The sequence below is a fragment of the Streptosporangium sp. DT93 genome (assembly GCF_049844535.1).
In the GTDB taxonomy this organism is placed as follows: domain Bacteria; phylum Actinomycetota; class Actinomycetes; order Streptosporangiales; family Streptosporangiaceae; genus Streptosporangium.
This window is the reverse complement of the sequence record NZ_JBNCLF010000005.1, coordinates 158,257-180,215: the sequence shown is the minus strand read 5'-3', so window position 1 is coordinate 180,215 and position 21,959 is coordinate 158,257. Positions and strand designations below refer to the sequence as shown.

The following is a 21,959-nucleotide window of genomic DNA, read 5'->3' as shown; positions in this document are numbered from 1 at the left end:
CGCCGGTCCCGCCGCGCTCAACGCCGGAACGGGCGGTCGCGACGGGCGGCCCGTAATGTCTCCGCCCACCAGGCGAGCTCGCGCAACGCCTCGTCGACGGCCTCGCCCGGGCCGGGCGGTGGTGCGAACCCGCCGTCGTGGACGTCGTTCCACGGCTCGCGCAGTCCGACGACGCGGCGGGTGGTCACCACGTGCAGCTCGGCGAACACCCCGCGCAGGTGCTCGGCGGCCAGCAGGCCGCCCTGTACGCCGTAGGAGATCACGGTGGCCGCCTTGAACATCCACTCGCCGTAGTGCCAGTCGACGGCACGCTTCAGGCCGGCCGGGTAGCTGTGGTTGTACTCCGGGGTCACGATCACGTACCCGTCGGCACGCTCGATGCGGTCGGCGATCACGGAGCGGGGGCCGCCGCCCGGCTGCAGTTCCCGGTCGTCGGGCAGGTCGCACTCGGCCAGATCGATCAGGTCGACGTCGACGCCGGAGCCGGACGCCCTGCCCGCGGCCCAGTCCGCCAGCGTGCGGCTCAGCCGCTCCTTGCGGACGCTGGCGGCGATGACGGCGATCCGCAACGGAGGCGGCCCGGCCCGGTGGGGTCGTGGCGAGGCGGTGTCGTACGAAGGTGTCGCAGTGGTCATGGCACGATGCTCAGCCTTCGACATATGGTGAAGTCAAACCGGTTCGCCGGGCATCATGGCCGGATGAGCATCGCAGCGAACATCCCGTCCGGCTTCACCCTGTCGGTCAAGGACGTCGCGGCGGCGGCGGGGGTCGCACCCTCGGCCGTGCGCTTCTACGAGCAGCACGGGCTGATCACCGCCTACCGCACCACCGGCGACCAGCGGCGCTTCGACGACCTCGCCGCCTGCCGGATCAAGGTCGCCAGGGTCGCCCAGCGCGTCGGGCTGACCGTACGGGAGATCGCGGAGATCTTCGCCGCGCTCCCCGACTCCCCCCGGCCGCAGGACTGGAACCGCGTCGCCGTCGCCCTCGTCGACGAGGCCGAGGCGCGCACCGCGGCGCTGCGGACCTACCTCGACGAGATCAGCTCCGACCGGCGCCTGTGCGAGATCGACGACCACGTCAGGGCACCGGAGGTGCCGGACCGCTCCTGAACGCGGCGACCCGCCGGTCGCCGGCCTCCCCGCCCGCCGGCCTCCCCGCCCGCCGGGACCCGGACCTCGCGCGGACCTCGCGCGGGCCACGGTCCGGGGCGTCCCCTAGCTGGTGACCGCCAGGGCGAGGGGCAGCACGGCCGGGGCGCCGGCGTGGCGGAGCATGGCGGCGCCCAGCGTCATCGTCCAGCCGGTGTCGACCAGGTCGTCGACGAGCAGGACCGGACCTCCCGCCGAGGCGACGGCCGCGCCCAGCGCCGCGGGCATGGCCAGGGTGCCCCGGATCGCCTGGACGCGCTGGGCGCTGTTGAACTGCCGCCCGGGAGGGCCCGACCGGTAGCCGAGGTCTCCCAGGTAGGTCAGCCGCCCGACCGTGGCCAGCCGTTCGGCCAGGCTCCGCACGAGCAGCGGGCGGGTGGAGGAGGGCACCGCGACCACGCCGACCGGGCGCGTCCCCCACTCCCAGGAGGAGAGGACCGTGACCACGGCGGCGAAGACGTCGTCGGGGACCGGCCCGTCCGGGGCGCCCTCGGCGAGCAGGGCGCGCAGCCGGTTGCCCCAGCCGATGTCGGTGAGCCTGCCCAGCGCCCGCCCGGGCTCGGCGCCCAGCTCGGGCTTGATCCTGCCCTTGAGGTCGGTCAGGCCGGTCGGCCACTGCCTGCGCGCCTCGACCTCCACCCCGGGCCGTCGCAGCCGGTCGGCCGCGGCGCGTACGGCCCGCTCGTCGACCTCGGCGCCGCGGTGCGTGCCGGTGCAGTTGTCGCAGCGCCCGCACGGGGCGGCGGTGTCGTCGTCCAGGCGGCGGCGCAGGAACTCCTCGCGGCAGCCGGTGGTGTCGATGTACTCCAGCATGGCGCGCTGCTCGGCCTCGCGCTCGGCGGCCACCCGGGCGTACCTCGGGGCGTCGTAGCCCCAAGGCTCGCCGGTGGACTCCCAGCCGCCCTTGACCCGGTGCACCGCGCCGTCGACGTCGAGGACCTTCAGCATGGTCTCCAGGCGGCTGCGGCTGAGGTCCACCCGGTTCTCCAGGGCGGCGGTGGACATCACGCCGCCCTCCTCCAGGGCGGCCAGCACGGACCGCACCACGGGCTCCGGCGGGAAGGCCAGCGAGGCGAAGTAGGCCCAGATGTCGCGGTCCTCCGCGCCGGGCAGCAGGATCACCTCGGCCCGCTCGACCCCGCGCCCGGCCCGGCCGACCTGCTGGTAGTAGGCGACCGGGGACTGCGGGGCGCCGACGTGGACGACGAAGCCCAGGTCGGGCTTGTCGTAGCCCATGCCGAGCGCCGAGGTCGCGACCAGGGCCTTGATCTTGTTGTCGAGCAGTGCCTGCTCGGCGGCGAGCCGCTCGGCCTGCTCGGTCTGCCCCGAGTAGGCGATCACCTCGTGCCCCTGCTCGCGCAGGTAGGCGGCGATCTCCTGGGCGGCGGCGACGGTGAGCGTGTAGACGATGCCGGAGCCGGGCAGCTCGTGCAGGGTCTGCGCGAGCCAGGCCAGGCGCTGCTCGGCGCCGCGCAGGCGCACGACCCCCAGGTGCAGGCTGTCGCGCTCCAGCGCGCCGCGCAGCACGAGCGTCTCCTCGCCCATCTGCTCGGCGACGTCGCGGGTCACCCGCGCGTTGGCGGTGGCGGTGGTCGCCAGGATCGGCACGCCCTCGGTGAGCTCCTCGAACAGGGTGCGCAGCCGCCGGTAGTCCGGGCGGAAGTCGTGACCCCAGTCGGAGATGCAGTGCGCCTCGTCGACCACGATCAGGCCGGCGCTCTCGGCCAGCTCGGGCAGCACGTGGTCGCGGAAGTCGGGGTTGTTGAGCCGCTCGGGACTGACCAGCAGCACGTCCACCTCGCCCTCGGCGACCTGGGTGTAGACCTGCTCCCACTCCTCGGGGTTGGCCGAGTTGACCGTGACCGCGTTGATCCCGGCGCGCTCGGCGGCGGCGATCTGGTTGCGCATCAGCGCCAGCAGGGGCGACACGATGACGGTCGGGCCCTCGCCCAGCTCGCGCAGGAGCGCGGTGGCGATGAAGTAGACCGCCGACTTGCCCCACCCGGTGCGCTGCACCACCAGGACGCGCCGCCGGTCCATGACCAGGGCCTTGATCGCCGCCCACTGGTCCTCGCGCAGCCGGGCGTGCTCCCCGGCGAGCGCCCGCAGCCGCTCCTCGGCCTCTTCGCGCAGCATCAGCTCTTCGCTCACCCGGTCATTGGTACCAGGTCCGGCCGACTGTTTCTCCCCGCCCGGGCGCGTTCTCCCCCTCCGGGGGCGCGGGACGGGGAGGATCGGGCGGGGCCAGCGGGGGTCAGCCGGGGTCGACGTGCTCGGGGAAGGCGTTGATCGTCACGCGGTGCATGCGGCGGCGCTCGGTGTAGTCGGCCACCGCGTAGTGCTGGGTGCCGCGGTTGTCCCAGAAGGCCAGGGTCCCCGGGCGCCAGTTGAGCCGGACCTGGTACTCGGGCGAGCGGATGTGGTCGATCAGGTACGGCAGCAGGGCCTCGTTCTCGCGGTCGGAGAGCTGCACCAGCCGGGTGGTCGAGGCCCGGTTGACGAAGAGCGCCTTGCGGCCGGTCTCGGCGTGCACGCGTACCACGGGACGCTCGATGGGCGGCCACTTGGCCTGCACCTCGGCCAGGTCGAAGTCGTGCCCCTTGGAGATGGCCTTCCTCATCGAGGCGGTGATGTCGTGGATGGCGGTGAGCTCCTCGCAGAGCCGCTGGAGGGGAGGCGAGAGCGTCTCGTAGGCCAGCTGGGCGTTGGCCCAGAGGGTGTCGCCGCCGACGGAGGGCAGTTGCACGCAGCGCAGCAGCGAGCCCATCGGCGGGACCGGCTCGAAAGTGTTGTCGCTGTGCCACTCGTCGCCGCCCTCGCCCCTGGGGTCGATCTGGTCGAGGACGTGGACGGGGGTGCCGCCGTCCTTCTTGAAGGCGGGGTGGTTGATGGTGCCGAAGTTCTCCGCGAAGCGGATGTGCTCCTCGTCGTCGATGGGCTGGTCGCGGAAGAAGAGGACCTTGTGCTCCAGCCAGCCCCGGCGGATCTCCTCCACCTGGTCGCGCGACAACGGCCTACGCAGGTCGACGCCGCTCACCTCGGCGCCGATGTGCCTGGTCACGGGCTTGAACTCGACCATCCTCGGACGCCTCTCCATCGTGGCCGTACGGCGTTCACCTGATCGGGCGGACCGTGGCCCGCCCTTTTTCCCGAGGGTAGACCGGCCCTCTTAATCAAGCAACCGCTTGGTCAAGTGAACGTGCGCACGGGTGGCCAGGAACGGCCCTGACAGGAGGGGCCGGGGTCGCGGGACCGGCCGGGACGCGTCCGCGGTGCGCGGGGCCCGCCCGGTTCCGCGTCGTGGTTTGATGCATCCACCATGGACGTCATCACCCGATACCTCGAACAGACCTCGCGATCGGACCTGCGGGCCGCGAGACCGCCGTCGATCGAGGTCGACGTCGTACGCGCCGAGGAGGCCTCCCCCGAGTTCGGCCGGTTCCTCTACACGGCCGTCGGCGGGGACTGGCACTGGACCGAGCGGCTGTCGTGGACCTGGGCCGAGTGGGCGACGTGGCTGGACGGCGGCGTGGAGACCTGGGTGGCCTACCACCGCGGCACCCCGGCGGGTTACGCCGAACTCGCCCCGCAGGACGACGGCGCGGTGGAGATCGCCTCCTTCGGGCTGCTGCCCTGGGCGATGGGCAGGGGGCTCGGCGGGCACCTGCTGGCGGCCGTGACGGCCCGCGCCTGGGACCTGGCCGGCCGGTGGCCCGGACGGGAGCCGACCCGGAGGGTGTGGCTGCACACCTGCACCCTCGACGGCCCGGTGGCGGTCGCCAACTACCTCGCCCGCGGTTTCAGGGTCTACGACACGCGGGTGAACGTGCCCGGGGACGCCTGCGAGGGCGAGACTCCCGGCCCCTGGCCGGGCGCGGGTCCCCGCCCCGGTGCCCCTGACGGCCCCTGAGATGCGCGGGAGGGCGGCTTTCTGGCCCTCACGACCCCCGCGGCCCCGGAAACGCCCAGGATCACGCGGGGGCACGGTGTCCGGGCGAGAGTGCCAGCGGCGATCCCGGCGGCCCTCCGGGGCACGCAGGATCGCGAAGATCCCCGCCGCGGGACGGGCGGGACCCGGAACTGTCGGGCGACCTCGGTATGGTATCGAGTCTCGGTACGATGCCCGGTCGCCCCCGTCGCCGGTCTCCCGCCGGACATTCCGGCCCGGTCCTCTCCGGGAGCCGGCGCCAACGGTTCGCCCACGAAGACAGAAGGAGGATGCGCCTCCCCCCGGCCTGACCGCCGGGGCGCACGCGCAGGAAAACAGATGGCCCGACGGACGACCACACCCCCGACCGACGAGGGCTTCGAGGAGCGGATCGTCGACATCGACGTTTCCACCGAGATGCGCACCAGCTTCCTCGAATACGCGTACTCGGTCATCTACCAGCGTGCGCTGCCCGACGCCAGGGACGGCCTCAAACCGGTCCAGCGTCGCATCCTCTACTCGATGAGCGAGATGGGCCTGCGGCCCGACCGGGGGCACGTGAAGTCCTCGCGTGTCGTCGGCGACGTGATGGGCAAGCTCCACCCCCACGGCGACACCGCCATCTACGACGCGCTGGTCCGGATGGCCCAGCCGTTCTCGATGCGCCTGCCGCTCATCGACGGCCACGGCAACTTCGGCTCCCCCGACGACATGCCCGCCGCGATGCGCTACACCGAGGGCCGCCTGGCCTCGGCGGCCATGGCCATGGTGCAGTCGATCGACGAGGACACCGTCGACTTCAAGCCCAACTACGACGGCCAGGAGACCGAGCCCACGGTCATGCCCTCGGCCTTCCCCAACCTCCTGGTCAACGGGGCGACCGGCATCGCGGTCGGCATGGCCACCAACATGGCCCCGCACAACCTCGTCGAGGTGATCGCCGCCGCCCGCCACCTGATCAAGAAGCCGGACGCGACGCTCGACGACCTGATGCGCTTCGTCCCCGGCCCCGACCTGCCCACCGGCGGCACGATCATCGGCCTGGACGGCATCCGGGACGCGTACGCCAAGGGCCGGGGCACGTTCCGGATGCGCGCCAAGTGCGCCGTGGAGCAGGTCAGCCCCCGGCGCAAGGGCATCGTCGTCACCGAGCTGCCCTTCAACGTCGGCCCCGAGCGCGTGGTCACCAAGATCCGGGAGCTGGTCACCGCCAAGAAGCTCCAGGGCATCTCCGACCTCAAGGACCTCAGCGACCGGCACAAGGGTCTCAGCCTGGTCATCGAGATCAAGAACGGCTTCATCCCCGAGGCCGTGCTGGAGGAGCTCTACCGGCTCACGCCGATGGAGGAGACCTTCGGCATCAACAACGTGGCGCTGGTCGACGGCCAGCCGTGCACGCTGGGTCTTCGCGAGTTGCTGCAGGTCTACGTCGACCACCGCATCGACGTGGTCCGCCGCCGCTCGCTGTACCGCAGGCGCAGGCGTGAGGAGCGCCTGCACCTGGTCGAGGGCCTCATCGTGGCCCTGCTCAACATCGACGAGGTCATCGGAGTCATCCGCTCCTCCGAGGACTCCTCCCAGGCCCGTGAGCGCCTGCGGGAGGTCTTCGACCTCTCCGAGATCCAGGCCAACTACATCCTGGACACCCCGCTGCGCCGGCTGACCCGCTACGACAAGCTGGAGCTCGACCGGGAGAGCCAGACGCTGCGCGACGAGATCGCCGAGCTGACCGCGATCCTGTCCTCCGACGACAGGCTGCGCAAGGTGGTCTCCGACGAGCTCGCCCAGGTCTCCAAGACCTTCGGCACCCCGCGCCGCACGGTGCTGCTGGAGGCCTCGGGGGTGACCAGGAACGCCTCGACCCCCCTGGAGGTGGCCGACGACCCGTGCCTGGTGCTGTTCTCCTCCACCGGCCTGCTGGCCCGCACGCACGACGACTCCCCGCTGTCCGCGGACGGCGATCGCTCGGCCCACGACGTGCTGCTCTCCGCCGTGCGGAGCACGGTCAGGGGCGAGGTGGGCGTGGTCACCAACCAGGGGCGGATGATCCGGGTCCAGGTGGTCGACCTGCCCACGCTCCCCCGCTCGGCCAACCCGCCCTCGCTGTCGGGCGGCCACCCCGTCGCGGAGTACGTCACCTTCAACCCCGGTGAGACGGTCGTCGGTCTCGGCTCCCTCGATCCCGACGGGCCCGGCCTGGCGCTGGGCACGGCCCAGGGCGTGGTCAAGAGGGTCGTGCCCGACTACCCGGCCAACCGCGACGACTTCGAGGTCATCGGTCTCAAGGAGGGCGACAGCGTGGTCGGCGCGGTGGAGCTGACCAGCGAGGAGGACGATCTGGTCTTCATCACCTCCGACGCCCAGCTTCTGCGTTATCCCGCCTCGGTCGTCCGGCCGCAGGGCCGTCCGGCGGGCGGCATGGCCGGCGTCCGGCTGGACGGCGGCGCCACGGTGATCTGGTTCGGCGCGCTCGATCCCACCCGCGAGTCGCGCGTGGTGACGATCGCCGGTTCGTCGACCGCGCTGCCCGGCACCCAGGTCGGCGGCGCCAAGATCTCCGACTTCTCCGAGTACCCGGCCAAGGGCCGGGGCACCGGCGGCGTCCGTGTCCAGCGCTTCCTCAAGGGCGAGGACGTCCTGCTGCTCGCCTGGGCGGGTCCGGCGCCGGTCCGCGCAGCCTCGGCCGTGGGCAAGCCCGTGCCGCTGCCCGAGGAGCTGGGCCGCCGCGACGGCTCGGGGCTCCGGCTCACCCACACCGTCTCGGCCGTGGGTGGTGCCCTCGGCGCGGGCGGGCCCCGGGAGTCCCGGGCATCCGGCGGGGAGCTTTCCGGCTCACCCGCTCCCGTCGGGGGCTGACCGTACGAACCCGCCGGGAGTGAGCCTTCCGGCCCCGCCCTGGAGTGATCTTTCGACTCTTCCGGGGGCCGGCCTCACGAACGGGGCCGGCCTTCGGCCCTGTCGAGAGGGACCTTCCAGGTCTGGCGGCAGCGGGCCTTCCGGGCTCCGCCGGAGGACGGGCCCTCCGGCCCGTGCCCGCTCAGGGATCGCGGTTCCGGCGCGAATCCCCGGCCGGCATGAGCCCGGGAAGGCCGCGGGAGTAGCGCGGGACCGTCCCCGGGCGGCCCGGGACCCTCCAGAAGGGCCTGAGATCCTCCAGGACGGTCAATCCACGCAGAAACAGAACGGGTGCCCGGCGGGGTCGAGAAAAACCCGGAAATCCCCTTCTCCGTCCTCTTCGTCCTCGGCCGGCTGGTGCCGGTGCTTGACCGCACCCAGTTCCAGGGCGGCCTTCTCGGCCTCGTCGAGGTCGTCGACGGTCAGGTCCAGGTGGAACTGCTGCGGCCTCTCGTTGCCCGGCCAGTCGGGCGGCCGGTGGTCGGGGGCGAGCTGGAAGCAGAGCCGTCCAGGACCGTCGCCGACGACCACCACCCAGTCGTCCCTCACGCTGTCGATCTTCCAGCCCAGCAGGGCACGGTAGAAGTCGGCCAGTCCGTGGGGATCCGGGCAGTCCAGAACGATCGACCTGAATCGTGCGATGCTCACACTTCCTCCTGACGTCGGCGTCAACGGGATATCCGATAGTGCCACCGGAAACCCCCGGCGGTGCTCGCCGCCCGGCTCCGGTGGGAGCCGGGCGTTCCGGCCCGCCCTACCCCTCCCCCTGGCCCGGTCCGTATTTCCCCGGCGCGCCCCCTCAAACCCGGCGTCGCCCCCCCCGTGACCGGTCCGGATCGTGGCGTGGCGGTCTCAGGTGAGCGCGCCCTGGAGCGCGAACCGGATCGCCATCAGCAGCTGCCAGGGTTCACCCGTCTCCCAGAAACGGACGACCTTGGCGACCCGGTCCGTCGGGCCGAAGTCGCCGTCCCCGTCGGGCCCGAAGCATCCCGCCTCCACCAGGAGCCGGACGAACGGGTCGTCGTCCTCCAGGGACCGGGTGTAGACGGCCGCGTCGAGCAGGGCCAGCGCCGAGCGCGCGTTGCGCCCCCCGTCCCTGGCCTCGACCCGATCCAGTTTGCGTCTCCCCTGGTCACGGAGATAGTCGGCCAGCGATTCGGTCCTGCTCATCACGTCTCCATCCCTGCCGGACGTCGGGTGACGCCATCATCACCGCAAGTGACGGACGGTGGCAGGATCTTGGTCAAGTCGTCACGCGATACGGGCCCGGAAACAAGCGCGAAACGGGAATGAAGCATCATTGATCCGTTGATTCCAACGACCGAGGGATGCGTACGTGAGTGACTTCGACGACCTGCTGGCCGCCAACGAGGAGTTCTCCGCCACGTTCACCGACGCCGAGCTGACCGGTAAGGCCGCGCGCGGTCTCGCGGTGGTCACCTGCATGGACTCGCGGATCGACCCCCTGGGGGTGTTCGGCCTCAAACCGGGCGATGCCAAGATCCTTCGCAACGCCGGGGCCCGGGTGACCGACGACGTCCTGCGTACGCTCGTCCTGGCCGTCAACCTGCTGGCGGTGGAGCGGGTGATGGTGATGCCGCACACCGACTGCGGCATGACCAAGGTCACCGACGACGAGGTGCACGCGATCGCCGCCCGGCGCGGGGTCGACACCCGCAGCCTGGACTTCCACACCGTCCCCGACCAGGACGCGGCGCTGCGCCACGACCTCACCCGGATCAGGACCAGCCCGTTCCTCCCGGCGGGCATGCCGGTGGGCGGCGCGATCTACGACGTGCGCACCGGGAAGCTGATGCCGATCGACATCTGAGGCCCCGGCATCCAGCCTCTGAGGCCCGGAGTCGCGGCCTCCGGGCCTCCGGACCGGCCCGTGCCGGGCCTCACCCCGAAGCGACCGGCATCGGGCCCGGTTCGGGGTGAGGCCCGAATCCGAGCACCGGGCCCGGCGTCCGCCCTCCGGGGCGGGGCGCCGGGTCTACGCGTCGATGTGGTCGCGGTCGACCTCGGCGGCGCTGCCCACGATGAACTCCCGGCGCGGGGCCACGTCACTGCCCATCAGGAGGGCGAAGATGCGCTCGGCCTCCTCGATGTCCTGGATGCGGACCCGGCGCAGGGTGCGGTGCCGGGGCTCCATGGTCGTCTCGGCCAGCTGGTCGGCGTCCATCTCGCCCAGGCCCTTGTAGCGCTGGACCGGATCCTTCCAGCGCTTGCCCCGCTTCTCCAGGTTTCGCAGCACCCGGTGCAGCTCGGCGTCGGAGTAGCAGTAGACGTACCTGTCCCCGCGGCCCGGGTTGGTGACCTCGATCCGGTGCAGCGGGGGCACGGCCGCGAAGACCCGCCCGGCCTCGACCATCGGCTTCATGTACCGGTGGAAGAGGGTCAGCAGCAGGCAGCGGATGTGCGCCCCGTCGACGTCGGCGTCGGCCATCAGGATGACCTTGCCGTACCGGGCGGCCTCGATGTCGAAGGAGCGGCCGGATCCCGCGCCGATGACCTGGATGATCGCGGCGCACTCGGCGTTCTTGAGCATGTCCGCGACCGAGGCCTTCTGCACGTTCAGGATCTTGCCCCGGATCGGCAGCAGCGCCTGGAACTCCGAGTCGCGGGCCGCCCGGGCGGTGCCCAGGGCCGAGTCGCCCTCCACGATGAACAGCTCGCTGCGGTCCACCTCGTCGCTGCGGCAGTCGACCAGCTTGGCCGGGAGCGCCGAGTTCTCCAGGGCGGTCTTGCGGCGCTGGTTGTCGCGGTGCTCGCGGGCGGCGATGCGGGCCTTGGCCGCCGCGACGATCTTCTCCAGGACCGCGCGGAGCTGCGGCTTGGCGGTGCGCGAGGGGTTGGTGAGCAGCTCCTTGAGCTCGCGCGAGACGACGTGGGCGACGATCCGGGAGGCCGCGGAGGTGCCCAGGACCTCCTTGGTCTGCCCCTCGAACTGCGGCTCGGGCACCCGGACGGTCACCACCGCGGTGAGCCCCTCCATGATGTCCTCCCGGGTGACCGGGGCGTCGCCGTTCTTGAGCAGCCGGGTCTCGCGCAGCTGCTCGTTCAGCGTGCGGACGAGCGCGCGCTCGAAACCGTTGACGTGGGTGCCGCCCTTGGGGGTGGCGATCACGTTGACGAAGGAGCGGACGGTGTTGTCGTAGCCCTTGCCCCAGCGCACCGCCACGTCCACGGTGAGCTCGCGCTGCACCTCGGTCGGGGTCATGTGCCCCAGGTCGTCGAGGACCGGGACGGTCTCGTGGAAGTGGCCCGTGCCCTGCAGGCGGAGCACGTCGCAGACGGCCTCGTCACGGGCGAGGAACTCGGTGAACTCCGAGATCCCGCCGTCGAAGTGGAACTCCTCCTCGACGGGCTCCTCGCCGCGGCTGTCGCGCACGGACAGGGTCAGGCCCGGGACCAGGAACGCGGTCTGGCGGAGGCGGACGTGGATCTCGTCGAGGGAGACCTCGGCCTCGGGCAGGAAGATCTGGTGGTCGACCCAGAAGCGCACCCGGGTGCCGGTGACGTTCCTCGCGGCGGGGCCGCCGTCGCGGAGCCCGGACTTCTTCTTGAACTTCGCCTTGGGCCCGTCGCCGTCGAAGACGCCGGGAACGCCCCTGCGGAAGCTGATCTCGTGGATCGTGCCGCCCCGGTCGACCTCGACGTCCAGGCGTGAGGACAGGGCGTTGACGACCGAGGCGCCGACGCCGTGCAGGCCGCCCGAGGCGCCGTAGGAGCCGCCGCCGAACTTCCCGCCCGCGTGCAGCTTCGTGTAGACGAGCTCGACGCCGGCCAGGCCGCTCTTGGGCTCGACGTCCACCGGGATGCCCCGGCCGTTGTCACGGACCTCGATGGAGCCGTCGGCGTGCAGCTCGACCTCGATGCGGGTGCAGTGCCCCGCCAGGGCCTCGTCGACCCCGTTGTCCACGATCTCCCAGAGGCAGTGCATGAGACCGCGGCTGTCGGTGGAGCCGATGTACATGCCGGGGCGTTTGCGGACGGCTTCCAGACCCTCCAGCACCGACAGGTGGCGGGCCGTATAACCCGTCTCCGCGCTAACTGCGGTCACGCCCCACTCCCCGTCTGTCGAACACGTGTGCGCAGCTTACCGTTCTTCGCGCCGGAGCGGGTACAGGTCCGCCTCCTGGAGGGCGCCGTCGTCACGTCCGGCGTGGTCATCATCACTGTGGGTCACTTTCTGCTCTGGGCGTAGCAGGGGGTCGATTGGGAACGTTCGTATCGGGTTAGATGTTCTCTCAAGTGACTGCGCCAGATCCTCCACCTCAGGGGATGACCTGAAAGGCGATACGTGACTGGAACCCTCGCCCCCGCCAAGCAGCTGACCGCTGCGGACCGCTGTGACCGGTGTGGCGCCCAGGCTTACATCCGCGCGACCCTGCCCGTAGGTGGGGAGCTGCTGTTCTGCGCCCACCACGGGCGTCAGCATGTGGCAGTGCTGAGAGACAAGGGCGCAAGCATTCAGGATGAGTCCGCGCGTCTCAGCGACACTCCGGCACCGGCAGGCAACGACGAACGATAATCCGACGGATGGAGTCATCATCGGACCCGGTAGTGATATCGGCCCGTCGCCGTGAAGCCATGACGCTCGTAGAGCGTCGTGGCGGCGGTGTTCGACTCCACCACGACTAAATATGCCCGCTGTGTGCCCTGCCCCCGCCGCCCTCGGGCGTGCGAGAGCAGGGCACGCAACACCCTTGTGCCATGCCCGCGACGCCGCTCCCACGGCAGCACGGCCATGGAGTAGATCCCGAACCACTCGCCCTGCTCGACGCCGCGCCCCACGGCCTCACGGCCCAGCGACGCGTACGTGGCGGGCACTCCGGTGAGGATGCGCGCGGCCGTCTCCAGGCCGTCGGCGCCGCCTCTGCCGTCCACGCTCCACCAGGTGTCCAGCCAGGCCCGCGAGGGCTCCCCGGCGAGCTCGACCCTGGCCGCACGCTCCGCGGTCCCGTGTTCCGCGTCACCGCGCCTCCAGGCCCCGGGCTTTTCGCTTCCGCGTCCCCCGGCCCCGTTTCCGTGGCCCCGGGCCTCGTGATCCCCGCTCCCGTGCTCCCCGGCCCCGTTTTCGTGGCTCCGGACCTCGTGGTCCCCGCTCCCGTGCTTTCCGGCCTCGTCCGGCGGCAGGTCGGCGGTCATGACCAGCGTCGGGTCCACCCTCCGGTAGCCGCGCGCCTCCAGCACCCCGTCCAGGCCCGGTGTGGCGCCGCCTCCGATCGAGAAGACGCACGGCAGGCCCCGCTCGGCGTAGAACCCCTCCGCCCGCTCCACGGCCGCCTGGAGATCATCCTGCTCACCGAGCGGCAGCACGGAGTTCGCCCGCTTGGTCACCCCGCCCGAGGCGCGCAGGACCCAGCCGTCCGCGTCCGTCCGGTGGATCGCGGGCCATGCCTGGTCGACCAGCCGGTCGAAGCCCCCATCGATCATGATGAAGGATCCTAACTCCCCGGTCGCCGCACTATGCTCGGCAACCGTGCTGATTCTGCTGCCCCCGTCCGAGGGAAAGGCCTCGCGCGGTGACGGCCCGGCCCTGGAGCTCTCCCGGCTGAGCTTCCCCGCCCTCGCCCCGGCCAGGGGGGACGTGCTGGAGGCGCTCACCGCCCTGTGCGGGAGGGACACGGCCCCCGAGGTGCTCGGGCTCTCCCCGGGAACGGCCGGCGAGATCGGCAGGAACCTGCTCCTGCGGACCGCGCCCACCCTGACCGCGGCCGCCCTCTACACCGGGGTGCTCTACGACAACCTCGGCCTGGCCTCGCTCTCCCCGGAGGCGGCGGCCCGGGCGTCGGAGAGCCTGCTGATCTTCTCCGGCCTGTGGGGGGTGCTGCGGATCGGTGACCGCGTGCCGCCGTACCGGCTGTCCATGGCGGTTCGGCTGCCGCCGCTCGGCGCCCTGGGCGCCTTCTGGCGCCCGCGGATCACCCCGCTGCTCGACGCCGAGCCCGGCCTGGTGGTGGACCTGCGTTCCAGCACCTACGCCGCGGCCTGGCGGCCGGGCACCAGGGCGGTGGCGGTACGGGTGCTGCGGCAGGGCAAGGTGGTCAGCCACATGGCCAAGGCCACCCGCGGGGTGATCGCCCGCTCCCTGCTGGAAGGGGACACCGACCCGCGGAGTCCCGAGGAGCTCGCGAAGGTGCTGGACCATCTCGGTCACTCCGTCGCTCTCGGCGCGGCCCCGGCCGCGGGCAGGTCGTGGACGCTCGACGTCATGGTGTGATCCTCCGCTCCTCGGTTCACCGGCCCCCTCGATCCCGTCCACCCCGGTCGGCCCCGTCCCCTCCCGCCGGTGTGCTCCCCGGAGGGCGGGCCTCAGGCCGCGACGAGGTGGAGCCGCGAGCAGGCCCTGCCGAACTGCTGGGCGGGGTCTCCGAGGTAGGACCACGGCAACCGGCTGCCCCTGCCGTTCGTCCGCAGCAGGTGCCCGCGCGCGGGCCGGCGCAGGTCGGCCAGGTAGAAGGCGGCCCCGAAGAGGTTGTGCGCCTCGATCGCGCGCGGGTGGGAGTCGCGGCCCAGCCACCGGCCCGCGTACGAGACGACCTCGCGCAATGCCTCGTCCGAGAACCAGCCGCCCCGGGACATCGGTGAGCGTCCCGACGCCACCCGTTCGAAGTGCGCCAGCGGCACCAGCGCGGCCATCGGGTCCCCGTCGGGGGCCCGCGCCGCGGCCTGCCTGGCGAACCCCAGCATCTCGTGCGCGCCGCCGCCCCAGGCCGGGGAGAGCGCCATGAGGCGGGCCACCGCGGCGGGATAGAGCGCCGGGTGCCGGCGGACGACCTCGGACCAGAGCGCGTCCTTCTCCTGGCGTGGCCGGTCCAGGCCGAGGGAGAGCCACATCATCGCCTCCCACGGCACCGGGTCGGACGGGGCGAGGGCCGCCGCGAGCAGGAGCGGATCCCTGGCCGCCTCCATGGCCTCCTGGAACGCCTGGAGCCGCCGGGCCTGCACGGCGCGCGCCCGCACGTCCGGCTTGATCGCCCAGGCCTCCTCGATGCGGGTGCGCCCGAGCCAGAGCCAGAGGTCGGGGTCGGCCCCGTGCAGGACCGCCAGCGCCTCGACGGTGCGGCTCTGGCCGACGGCCGCCCTGGACAGCGCCTCGACGCGGAGCGCCCGGCGTTCCGGATCGCCGCGGGTCGCGCCGATCGCCGCCGCGCCGGCCTCCAGGACCCTCCCGCGCACCGCGGCGAACGCGTCGTCGAGCACCGCGTCCGACCACGGATGCTCGGTGATGATCCGCACCCCGTGGACGCGAGTCCCGTCAACCTCCGCCACACCCATGGGGCGGAAGCCTAGAAGATCATTCCACTCGGTGTGCTACCGGGCCGTTACACCGGCGTTAACGCCGAAGGCCCGCGCCGGGCGGCGCGGGCCTTCGGGTCGGAACGTGTCCTTGAGTCCTGGGACCGCGCCCTAGTCGAGGTAGTCGCGCAGGACCTGCGACCGGGACGGGTGGCGGAGCTTGGACATGGTCTTGGACTCGATCTGCCGGATGCGCTCGCGCGTCACCCCGTAGACCTTGCCGATCTCGTCCAGCGTCTTCGGCTGGCCGTCGGTCAGGCCGAAGCGCATCGAGACCACGCCCGCCTCGCGCTCGGACAGCGTGTCCAGAACGGAGTGGAGCTGCTCCTGCAGGAGCGTGAAGCTGACCGCGTCGGCCGGGACGATGGCCTCGGAGTCCTCGATGAGGTCGCCGAACTCGCTGTCGCCCTCCTCACCCAGCGGGGTGTGCAGGGAGATCGGCTCGCGCCCGTACTTCTGGACCTCGACGACCTTCTCGGGGGTCATGTCGAGCTCGCGGGCCAGCTCCTCCGGGGTGGGCTCGCGCCCGAGGTCCTGGAGCATCTGCCGCTGGACGCGGGCCAGCTTGTTGATCACTTCGACCATGTGGACCGGGATGCGGATGGTCCGCGCCTGGTCCGCCATGGCGCGGGTGATCGCCTGCCGGATCCACCAGGTGGCGTACGTGGAGAACTTGTAGCCCTTGGTGTAGTCGAACTTCTCGACGGCGCGGATCAGGCCCAGGTTGCCCTCCTGGATCAGGTCCAGGAAGAGCATGCCGCGGCCGGTGTAGCGCTTGGCCAGCGAGACCACCAGGCGGAGGTTGGCCTCCAGCAGGTGGTTCTTGGCCCGGCGGCCGTCCTCGGCGATCCACTCCAGCTCGGCCCGGACGTCCACCGGCAGCTTCTCGCCGTCGGTGCCGAGCTGCTCCTCGGCGAACAGGCCCGCCTCGATGCGCTTGGCGAGCTCGACCTCCTGCTCGGCGTTGAGCAGGGGGACCTTGCCGATCTGCTTGAGGTAGTCCTTGACGGGGTCGGCGGTGGCGCCGGCGGCGGCGACCTGGGGAACCGGGGCGTCGTCGTCGTCGTCGGTGAGGATGAGGACCTCGTCCTCGTTCACCTCGACGGCCACGACCTTGGGCTCCTCCTCGACCTCGGCCTCGGCCTCCACCTCGACCTCGGCCTCGGCTTCCACCTCGACCTCCACCTCGACCTCGACCTCGGCCACGGCCTCCAGGTCGAAGTCCTCGATCTCGACGTCCTCGAGGTCGATGACCTCGTCGTCCTCACCGGCGGGCGGCTTGGGGGCGGCGGTCGCGGAGGCCGCCGCGGCGGCGCCGGCGGGCGCGGCCTTCTTGGGCGGGGCCGGGACCGGCTTCTTGGCCGCGGGCGCGGCCTTCTTGGGCGGAGCGGGAACCGGCTTCTTCGCGGCGGGCGCGGACTCGGAGCCGCTGACGACCGCGGTGACGGTCTCCGGCTGCTCCTTGGCCGCCGCCGTGGCGGTCTTGGTCTTCTTGTTGACGGCCGGGGCGGCGGGGGCCGTGCGGGGCTTCTTGGAGGGGCGGGACTTCTTGGGACCCGCGGAGTCCTCGGCGGTCAGCCGTACGGTGATGCCCTCTTTGCTGAGGCTTCGCAGGATTCCAGCGACCTGCGCCATCGGAATGTCCGCTTCCTCGACGGCCTTGCGGACATCCTCGGACTCGAGGAACCCCTGCGAGCGCCCCCGCTCCATCAGCTGCTGAATGACGGGCTCGTTCAGCTCGGATGGCTTCGAGCGAGTCGAACTTGCAGGCGACACGAACACCTCTCGAAGGAAAGCGTGACGAGAATGGATCCAGATGCCCGATCAGTGGCGTTTTAACCCCTGATCGTGATTAGCGAGGTCGCGCGAGCCGCGACGCACCTGTCCAGCATTGTGGCATGACACCGTGATCCATACGGCCGCCTCCTGGCGGTTGCCCTCCACCCTAGGCCGACCAAGAGAGTAGTGCGTACGGAAGCGAGGCACCGATACCCGAAAGCAACCGTTATGACTGTTTCATTCAGTCACTCTTCGTGGCTGCTGGGACGTGAATCGCGAGCACCGTGACGTCGTCATCCTGCTCATACCCGGACAACATTCGATCGACGAGGAAGTCCAGCAACATGTGCGGGCTTCCCACCACTTCGGGTGGCGCTTCGGTCACAACAGAGCAAAGATCGGCAAGCCCGGCGTCGAGGCCGCGCTTGCGGTTCTCCACCAGGCCGTCCGAGTACAGGACGGCGGTGTGACCCGGCGGGACGCAGAACCGGAACTGCCTGCGGCTGGTGGGCCAGCCCAGCGGCGTGCCCGGCTCCCCGTCGCAGAGCAGCGGCACCCCCTGCGGGGAGACCAGCAGGGGCGGCGGGTGGCCGGCGAGCGCCAGCGTTCCCTCCCCGGTGCCGGGCTCGACGACCATGTAGGCCAGGGTCGTGACCTGCTCCTCCTCCTCGGTCGCCTCGAAGACCCGATCCAGGCCGGTGAGGACCGCCGCGGGCGGCGGGTTGGTCAGCGCCAGGGCCCGCATGGCGTTGCGGATCCGGCCCATCCCGGCCGCGGCCTTGACGCCCTTGCCCATGACGTCGCCCACCACGGCCGCGACCCGGCCGTCCTGGAGCACGAACGCGTCGTACCAGTCGCCGCCGACCTGCACGTGGCGGCTGCCCGAGCGGAACCGCTGGGCCAGGACCAGGCCGGGGATCACCGGCAGGCGGTCCGGGAGCAGGCTGCGCTGGAGGGTCTCGGCGGTGCGGTGCTCGCGCTCGAACAGCGTCGCCCGCTCCACCGCCAGGGCGCACTGCCCGGCCAGCGCCTCCAGGAAGACGCCGTCCTCCTGGGAGATCTTCTGCGGGCGGGTGAAGGAGAACCGCAGCGCGCCGAGCGCGCGGCCGGCCGCCAGCAGCGGCAGGCCCACCCAGGCCCGCTCGTCGCTGTGGGCGAGGAAGCCGGTGATGGCCTCGTCGTCGCCGCCCGCGTCCACGAGCTGGGAGCGCAGGCTCTCGGGAGACTCGGCGAAGACCGGGCGCCGGCTGTTGACCGCCATGGTCATCACGCTGGAGTGCGAGAGCGGGATCTCCTCGCCGGGGGCGCCCGGGACCTCCGGGATGCCTCCGCTGTTGACCAGCTTGAGCGCGGCCCTGTCCACGTCGAGCAGCGCCACCGCGGACCGGTCGGCCGCCAGCGCCGTGCGCCCGACGTCGATGATCACCTGGACCACCTGCTCGACGGTGAGCGCCTCGGCCAGTATGGCCGTGGCGCCCTGCAGGCGGGCGGTCCGCAGCGCGGCGGCGCCGAGCTGGTCGGTCAGGCGGCCGCGCATCTCCTCGGCCTCGCGCTGCGGGGTGACGTCGGTGTTGGCGCCCACCCACTCGACGACCCGGTTGTGGCGGATGATCGGGACGGCGCGCACCTCGAAGTAGCGGTAGCCGCTGGCCCGGGTGCGGACCCGGTAGCTCCACTCGAACATGCTCCGGCCGCGCAGGGCCTCGCGCCACGCCTCCTCGGTCTGCGGGCGGTCGTCGGGGTGGACGGCCTCCAGCCAGCCGTGGGCCAGGTACTCCTCCAGGCCCTGGCCGGTGATGGCCCGCCACTGCGGCGCGTCCTCCCGCACGGTCCCGTTGGGAGCGGTGATCCACACCAGCTGGGACTGGGCCTCGACCAGCGAGCGGTAGCGCTCCTCGCTGCGCCTGAGGTCCTCCTCGACCTGCCTGCTGCGGGTGACGTCGACGCCCACCAGGCAGACCGCCCGGAGCGCGCCGGAGCCGTCGTGGATCGGGGAGAAGGTCAGCGACCAGTGCCGGGGGTCGCCGTCGGCGGCGCGCACCCGGATCCGCTGGTCCTCCTTGACCTCGGCCTTGGCCACGATGGCCCGTACCGCACCCTCGATGAGGGCGGTCAGGTCGGCCGACAGCAGCTCGGCCGGGGCCCGGCCGACCAGGCGTTCGGCGGGCAGGCCGACCACGTCGGCGAAGACCTCGTCGACGCGCTCGAAGCGGCCGTCCGGGTCGAAGAACGCGAAGGCGAACGGCGACTGCGACAGCAGGCCCTGCAACAGGCCGGAGTCTGAGATGTCCACACCCGACTCCCGGGAACGGGGCACGGAGGTCTCGGCGCTCATGGTCGGCACCTCCGTCGCGTGCCAGGGTCTCCCACGAGGCACATCTCCAAACTTGCGAATTGGCGTAGCGCGGCTCCGGGGGACCGGATCCTGGAGTACATCATCGGCGATGGGCAGGCGCGGACGGAAGCCCCGCCCCGGATGCGGTGGGCACACCCCCTGAACGCCGTTCCCGTGACGACCGGAATCCCCGTGCCGGGGCGCGGGGGCCTCCGCGCGGGCGCCGACCGGCCGGCTCCGCGACTCCGAACGTTTGCGGCCAGGACCCTAGCAGGATCGAGCCGGACCGTCCCGGCAACTCCCCACCTCATCTCCGTCGGCCTCGCGGGCGAGCTTCAGGCTACTGATTCGCCGTCAATCCGGCTCCCCCTTCGGGAAGACTCGTTTACTCCTCTGTTGCAGAATTCAGTCAAGACACGGGGCCAGCTTTCCATATCACCGCTCCGAGGGTTGACACTCCCGAGATAAGTTGTGGAATGAGAACGCACGTCCCCGCCGACACATCCGGGGGATGCCCCCCGGGACTCCGGAGGAATGCGACTTCCATGCCCGTTCTCGCCACCCGCTTCGCCGGGTCTTCCAGGCCTTCCGGACCTTTCGGGTCTTCCGGACCTTCCGGGCCTTCCATCGGCGCTCACGAGCCGGTGATCTCCCGTCTGGCCGCCGAGTTCCTGACCGTCCCGGCCGGCACGATCGGCAGGTGCGTGGCCGACGTCCGCGCCTGCGCCGAGCATCTGGGCGTCGAGGCGACCCCCGAGGTCGTCGAGCGTGTCGCCCGTGAGCATCTGCTCGCCCTCGTCAACTCCGCGCCGCCGCCCCGCGGTCCCCGGTAGCATCGGGGGACCCGGCCGTCTTCTACGCACCGTTTGGACCGGGAATGCGAGAAGGTCGGGGCGTGAGCGAGCGAGGCGAGCGGGTCGGTCGGCGCGGCGGAGGTGTCCGTCACCGGCTCACCTGGCCGACGGGGGAGGCTGAGACCGCTTGATCCGGCGACACCGGCGAGACCCCCGCGAGAGCCGGTCCCCCGAGGCGGTCTTCTCCGAGATGCTGCTCGCCGCCCGCGAGCTGCTGGCGGTGCGCAGCCCGCTGGACGCCGAGCTGATGGTCTCCGACATGGTCGGGGCCTGGTGGGGCCGCCGGCTGAAGCGCGGCGACGCCGAGCAGGTGCTCGGCGAGGGCCTGGTCGACTACGCGGCCAAGGCGGGCACCCCCGCCGCGCTCACCCTGCTGATCACGCTCGCCTACCTCGGCACGGCCCGTCAGGCCGCCAAGGCCGAGGGCGCCGCCCTGGCGCTCATGGAGCGCGACGTGGCCAGGCCGCGCTGGGCCGACCGGCTGGGCGTGGTCAAGACGACCGGCTGCTTCGTCTCCCGCGACGCGTACGGCGACCAGGACACCGTGGTGTGCACCTTCGGCTACCGGGGGTCCGACAGCGCCGAGGACCGGCACGCGCTGGTCATGATCGTCGACTACAACATGCGCGGCATCGCCCGCGACGCCTGGGTCTCCTCGCACGTCGACAAGCTGCTGGAGCAGGTGCGGGCCGAGTCGGAGGGCAACCCGATGCTCCGCTTCCAGGAGATCGAGCCGCAGCAGGCCAGGGCGCTGCTGGCGTCGGCGATGAAGGCCACCGCGGAGTACGGCCACCGCAGGGCGGCGGTGCCGGTCAGCGACAGCTACAGCGCCTACCACGCCTTCGCGCGGGCCCGGATCAAGGCGCTGCCGCCCGGCCGCAAGCGACCGGCCCCGCTGCACAGCGAGGCCCCCTACAGCCGCGACCGCCGGGCGATGCTGGCCGCGGAGTTCCTCTCCTCGGACGCGGCCGAGCACCTGTCCGACCCGTCGGCGGCCTCCCGCTGCGCCGACCACATCATCGACTACGGCTGCGACCAGGACTTCGGCCGCCCGCTGCGGGTGAGCCCGACCAAGTGCGAGACGTTCCTGCTCGACTGGCTGCCGCGCAAGGTGATGCTGAACAGCTCCGAGCAGGAGGCGGTGCCCCACGTGCTGGGGGCCTGGGCGCGGTTCGCCGCCGCCAGGACCGGGCTGCCCGACGAGGGGCTGCGGGCCACGCTCGACGCGGTCTGGGAGGCGACCGGCAAGTTCGCCGAGGCCTACCGCGACCCGACGACGTTCGGGCTCGACCGCGACCTGCTGGAGCGGCTGCTGCCCGACGGCGACCTGTCGGCGCTGGCCAGGCGGGTGTTCGCGTTCCCCTTCCTGGAGGGCACGCACGGCGACGTCCAGCTCGGCCTGCTCAACCCCGCCGACGAGGGCGACCGGCGGATCCTGCTGGGCATCGACCACGCCGGCGAGCTCGACCGCCACGACCGCGACGAGCACCTCGCCTGGCACGAGGAGATCGCCGCCCGCCTGTGGGAGGGCGATCCGCCACAGCTGTGGGAGGCCGCCCAGCGGCTGCTGGACCTGGGCCACGACCGGCACGACGTGCTGCACGTGCTGATCGAGATCGCCGAGCGGATCGGGGACGACCCCGAGGAGCTGGCCATCGCCCTCGACGACATCGCCGACATTCCCGACGAGCCTCCGGTGTAGGTGGACC

Annotated in this window: 18 protein-coding genes; 8 read left to right on the top strand and 10 right to left on the bottom strand. The window is 71.9% G+C overall.

Features of this window, described 5'->3' with window-relative positions:
- Window positions 1-17: 17 nt before the first annotated feature.
- The gene (locus ACLQ2R_RS13495; protein ID WP_425959812.1) at window positions 18-635 is read right to left on the bottom strand and encodes an NADPH-dependent FMN reductase; all 618 of its coding nucleotides are present in this window, start codon (window positions 633-635) and stop codon (window positions 18-20) included.
- Window positions 636-698: 63 nt separating this feature from the next.
- On the opposite strand from ACLQ2R_RS13495, the gene ACLQ2R_RS13490 reads away from it, so the two are divergent.
- Entirely contained in the window at window positions 699-1,112 is a 414-nt protein-coding gene (locus tag ACLQ2R_RS13490) for a MerR family transcriptional regulator (protein ID WP_425959811.1), read from the top strand.
- Between the two features lie 105 nt (window positions 1,113-1,217).
- On the opposite strand, the gene ACLQ2R_RS13485 is transcribed toward ACLQ2R_RS13490, so the two are convergent.
- Together ACLQ2R_RS13485 and ACLQ2R_RS13480 are read right to left on the bottom strand one after the other, a co-directional pair.
- Entirely contained in the window at window positions 1,218-3,287 is a 2,070-nt protein-coding gene (locus ACLQ2R_RS13485; RefSeq protein WP_425960044.1) for a RecQ family ATP-dependent DNA helicase, read from the bottom strand.
- A 118-nt stretch (window positions 3,288-3,405) separates the two neighbouring features.
- Window positions 3,406-4,230: a TauD/TfdA dioxygenase family protein gene (locus ACLQ2R_RS13480; RefSeq protein WP_425959810.1), complete on the bottom strand. Its 825-nt coding sequence runs from the start codon at window positions 4,228-4,230 to the stop codon at window positions 3,406-3,408.
- Between the two features lie 240 nt (window positions 4,231-4,470).
- Here ACLQ2R_RS13480 and ACLQ2R_RS13475 point away from each other — a divergent pair, with 240 nt between their 5' ends.
- Window positions 4,471-5,061, top strand: a complete 591-nt coding sequence (locus ACLQ2R_RS13475) for a GNAT family N-acetyltransferase (protein WP_425959809.1) — start codon at window positions 4,471-4,473, stop codon at window positions 5,059-5,061.
- A gap of 357 nt (window positions 5,062-5,418) precedes the next feature.
- Window positions 5,419-7,935, top strand: a complete 2,517-nt coding sequence (locus ACLQ2R_RS13470) for a DNA gyrase/topoisomerase IV subunit A (RefSeq protein WP_425959808.1) — start codon at window positions 5,419-5,421, stop codon at window positions 7,933-7,935.
- A 306-nt stretch (window positions 7,936-8,241) separates the two neighbouring features.
- On the opposite strand, the gene ACLQ2R_RS13465 is transcribed toward ACLQ2R_RS13470, so the two are convergent.
- Both ACLQ2R_RS13465 and ACLQ2R_RS13460 read right to left on the bottom strand, forming a co-directional pair.
- Window positions 8,242-8,622: a VOC family protein gene (locus tag ACLQ2R_RS13465; RefSeq protein ID WP_425959807.1), complete on the bottom strand. Its 381-nt coding sequence runs from the start codon at window positions 8,620-8,622 to the stop codon at window positions 8,242-8,244.
- Window positions 8,623-8,826: 204 nt separating this feature from the next.
- A complete protein-coding gene (locus ACLQ2R_RS13460; RefSeq protein ID WP_425959806.1) occupies window positions 8,827-9,144 on the bottom strand; it encodes a hypothetical protein in 318 nt (105 codons plus the stop codon).
- Window positions 9,145-9,310: 166 nt separating this feature from the next.
- Here ACLQ2R_RS13460 and ACLQ2R_RS13455 point away from each other — a divergent pair, with 166 nt between their 5' ends.
- Complete coding sequence (locus ACLQ2R_RS13455) at window positions 9,311-9,805, top strand: beta-class carbonic anhydrase (protein ID WP_386245810.1); 495 nt, start codon at window positions 9,311-9,313, stop codon at window positions 9,803-9,805.
- 165 nt (window positions 9,806-9,970) lie between these two features.
- Here ACLQ2R_RS13455 and ACLQ2R_RS13450 read toward each other — a convergent pair whose 3' ends face one another.
- Window positions 9,971-12,040 (bottom strand): DNA gyrase/topoisomerase IV subunit B, encoded by a 2,070-nt coding sequence (locus ACLQ2R_RS13450; protein ID WP_425959805.1) that lies wholly within the window; start codon window positions 12,038-12,040, stop codon window positions 9,971-9,973.
- Between the two features lie 240 nt (window positions 12,041-12,280).
- Here ACLQ2R_RS13450 and ACLQ2R_RS13445 point away from each other — a divergent pair, with 240 nt between their 5' ends.
- Entirely contained in the window at window positions 12,281-12,511 is a 231-nt protein-coding gene (locus tag ACLQ2R_RS13445) for a DUF7455 domain-containing protein (RefSeq protein WP_344896189.1), read from the top strand.
- 17 nt (window positions 12,512-12,528) lie between these two features.
- Here ACLQ2R_RS13445 and ACLQ2R_RS13440 read toward each other — a convergent pair whose 3' ends face one another.
- Window positions 12,529-13,416, bottom strand: coding sequence for a GNAT family N-acetyltransferase (locus ACLQ2R_RS13440; RefSeq protein ID WP_425959804.1), 888 nt, complete (start codon window positions 13,414-13,416; stop codon window positions 12,529-12,531).
- A 46-nt stretch (window positions 13,417-13,462) separates the two neighbouring features.
- Between ACLQ2R_RS13440 and ACLQ2R_RS13435 the strand changes: the two genes are divergently transcribed.
- The gene (locus ACLQ2R_RS13435) at window positions 13,463-14,203 is read left to right on the top strand and encodes a YaaA family protein (RefSeq protein WP_425959803.1); all 741 of its coding nucleotides are present in this window, start codon (window positions 13,463-13,465) and stop codon (window positions 14,201-14,203) included.
- 92 nt (window positions 14,204-14,295) lie between these two features.
- Here ACLQ2R_RS13435 and ACLQ2R_RS13430 read toward each other — a convergent pair whose 3' ends face one another.
- The 3 genes from ACLQ2R_RS13430 to ACLQ2R_RS13420 form a co-directional block, all read right to left on the bottom strand.
- Window positions 14,296-15,222, bottom strand: coding sequence for a hypothetical protein (locus tag ACLQ2R_RS13430; RefSeq protein WP_425959802.1), 927 nt, complete (start codon window positions 15,220-15,222; stop codon window positions 14,296-14,298).
- Between the two features lie 171 nt (window positions 15,223-15,393).
- The gene (locus ACLQ2R_RS13425) at window positions 15,394-16,992 is read right to left on the bottom strand and encodes an RNA polymerase sigma factor (protein WP_425959801.1); all 1,599 of its coding nucleotides are present in this window, start codon (window positions 16,990-16,992) and stop codon (window positions 15,394-15,396) included.
- Between the two features lie 310 nt (window positions 16,993-17,302).
- On the bottom strand, window positions 17,303-19,396 hold the full coding sequence (locus ACLQ2R_RS13420; RefSeq protein ID WP_425959800.1) for a SpoIIE family protein phosphatase: 2,094 nt from the start codon (window positions 19,394-19,396) through the stop codon (window positions 17,303-17,305).
- Window positions 19,397-20,040: 644 nt separating this feature from the next.
- Between ACLQ2R_RS13420 and ACLQ2R_RS13415 the strand changes: the two genes are divergently transcribed.
- Both ACLQ2R_RS13415 and ACLQ2R_RS13410 read left to right on the top strand, forming a co-directional pair.
- Window positions 20,041-20,229: a hypothetical protein gene (locus ACLQ2R_RS13415; protein WP_386245781.1), complete on the top strand. Its 189-nt coding sequence runs from the start codon at window positions 20,041-20,043 to the stop codon at window positions 20,227-20,229.
- 211 nt (window positions 20,230-20,440) lie between these two features.
- The gene (locus ACLQ2R_RS13410) at window positions 20,441-21,952 is read left to right on the top strand and encodes a hypothetical protein (RefSeq protein ID WP_425960043.1); all 1,512 of its coding nucleotides are present in this window, start codon (window positions 20,441-20,443) and stop codon (window positions 21,950-21,952) included.
- Window positions 21,953-21,959: the final 7 nt, after the last annotated feature.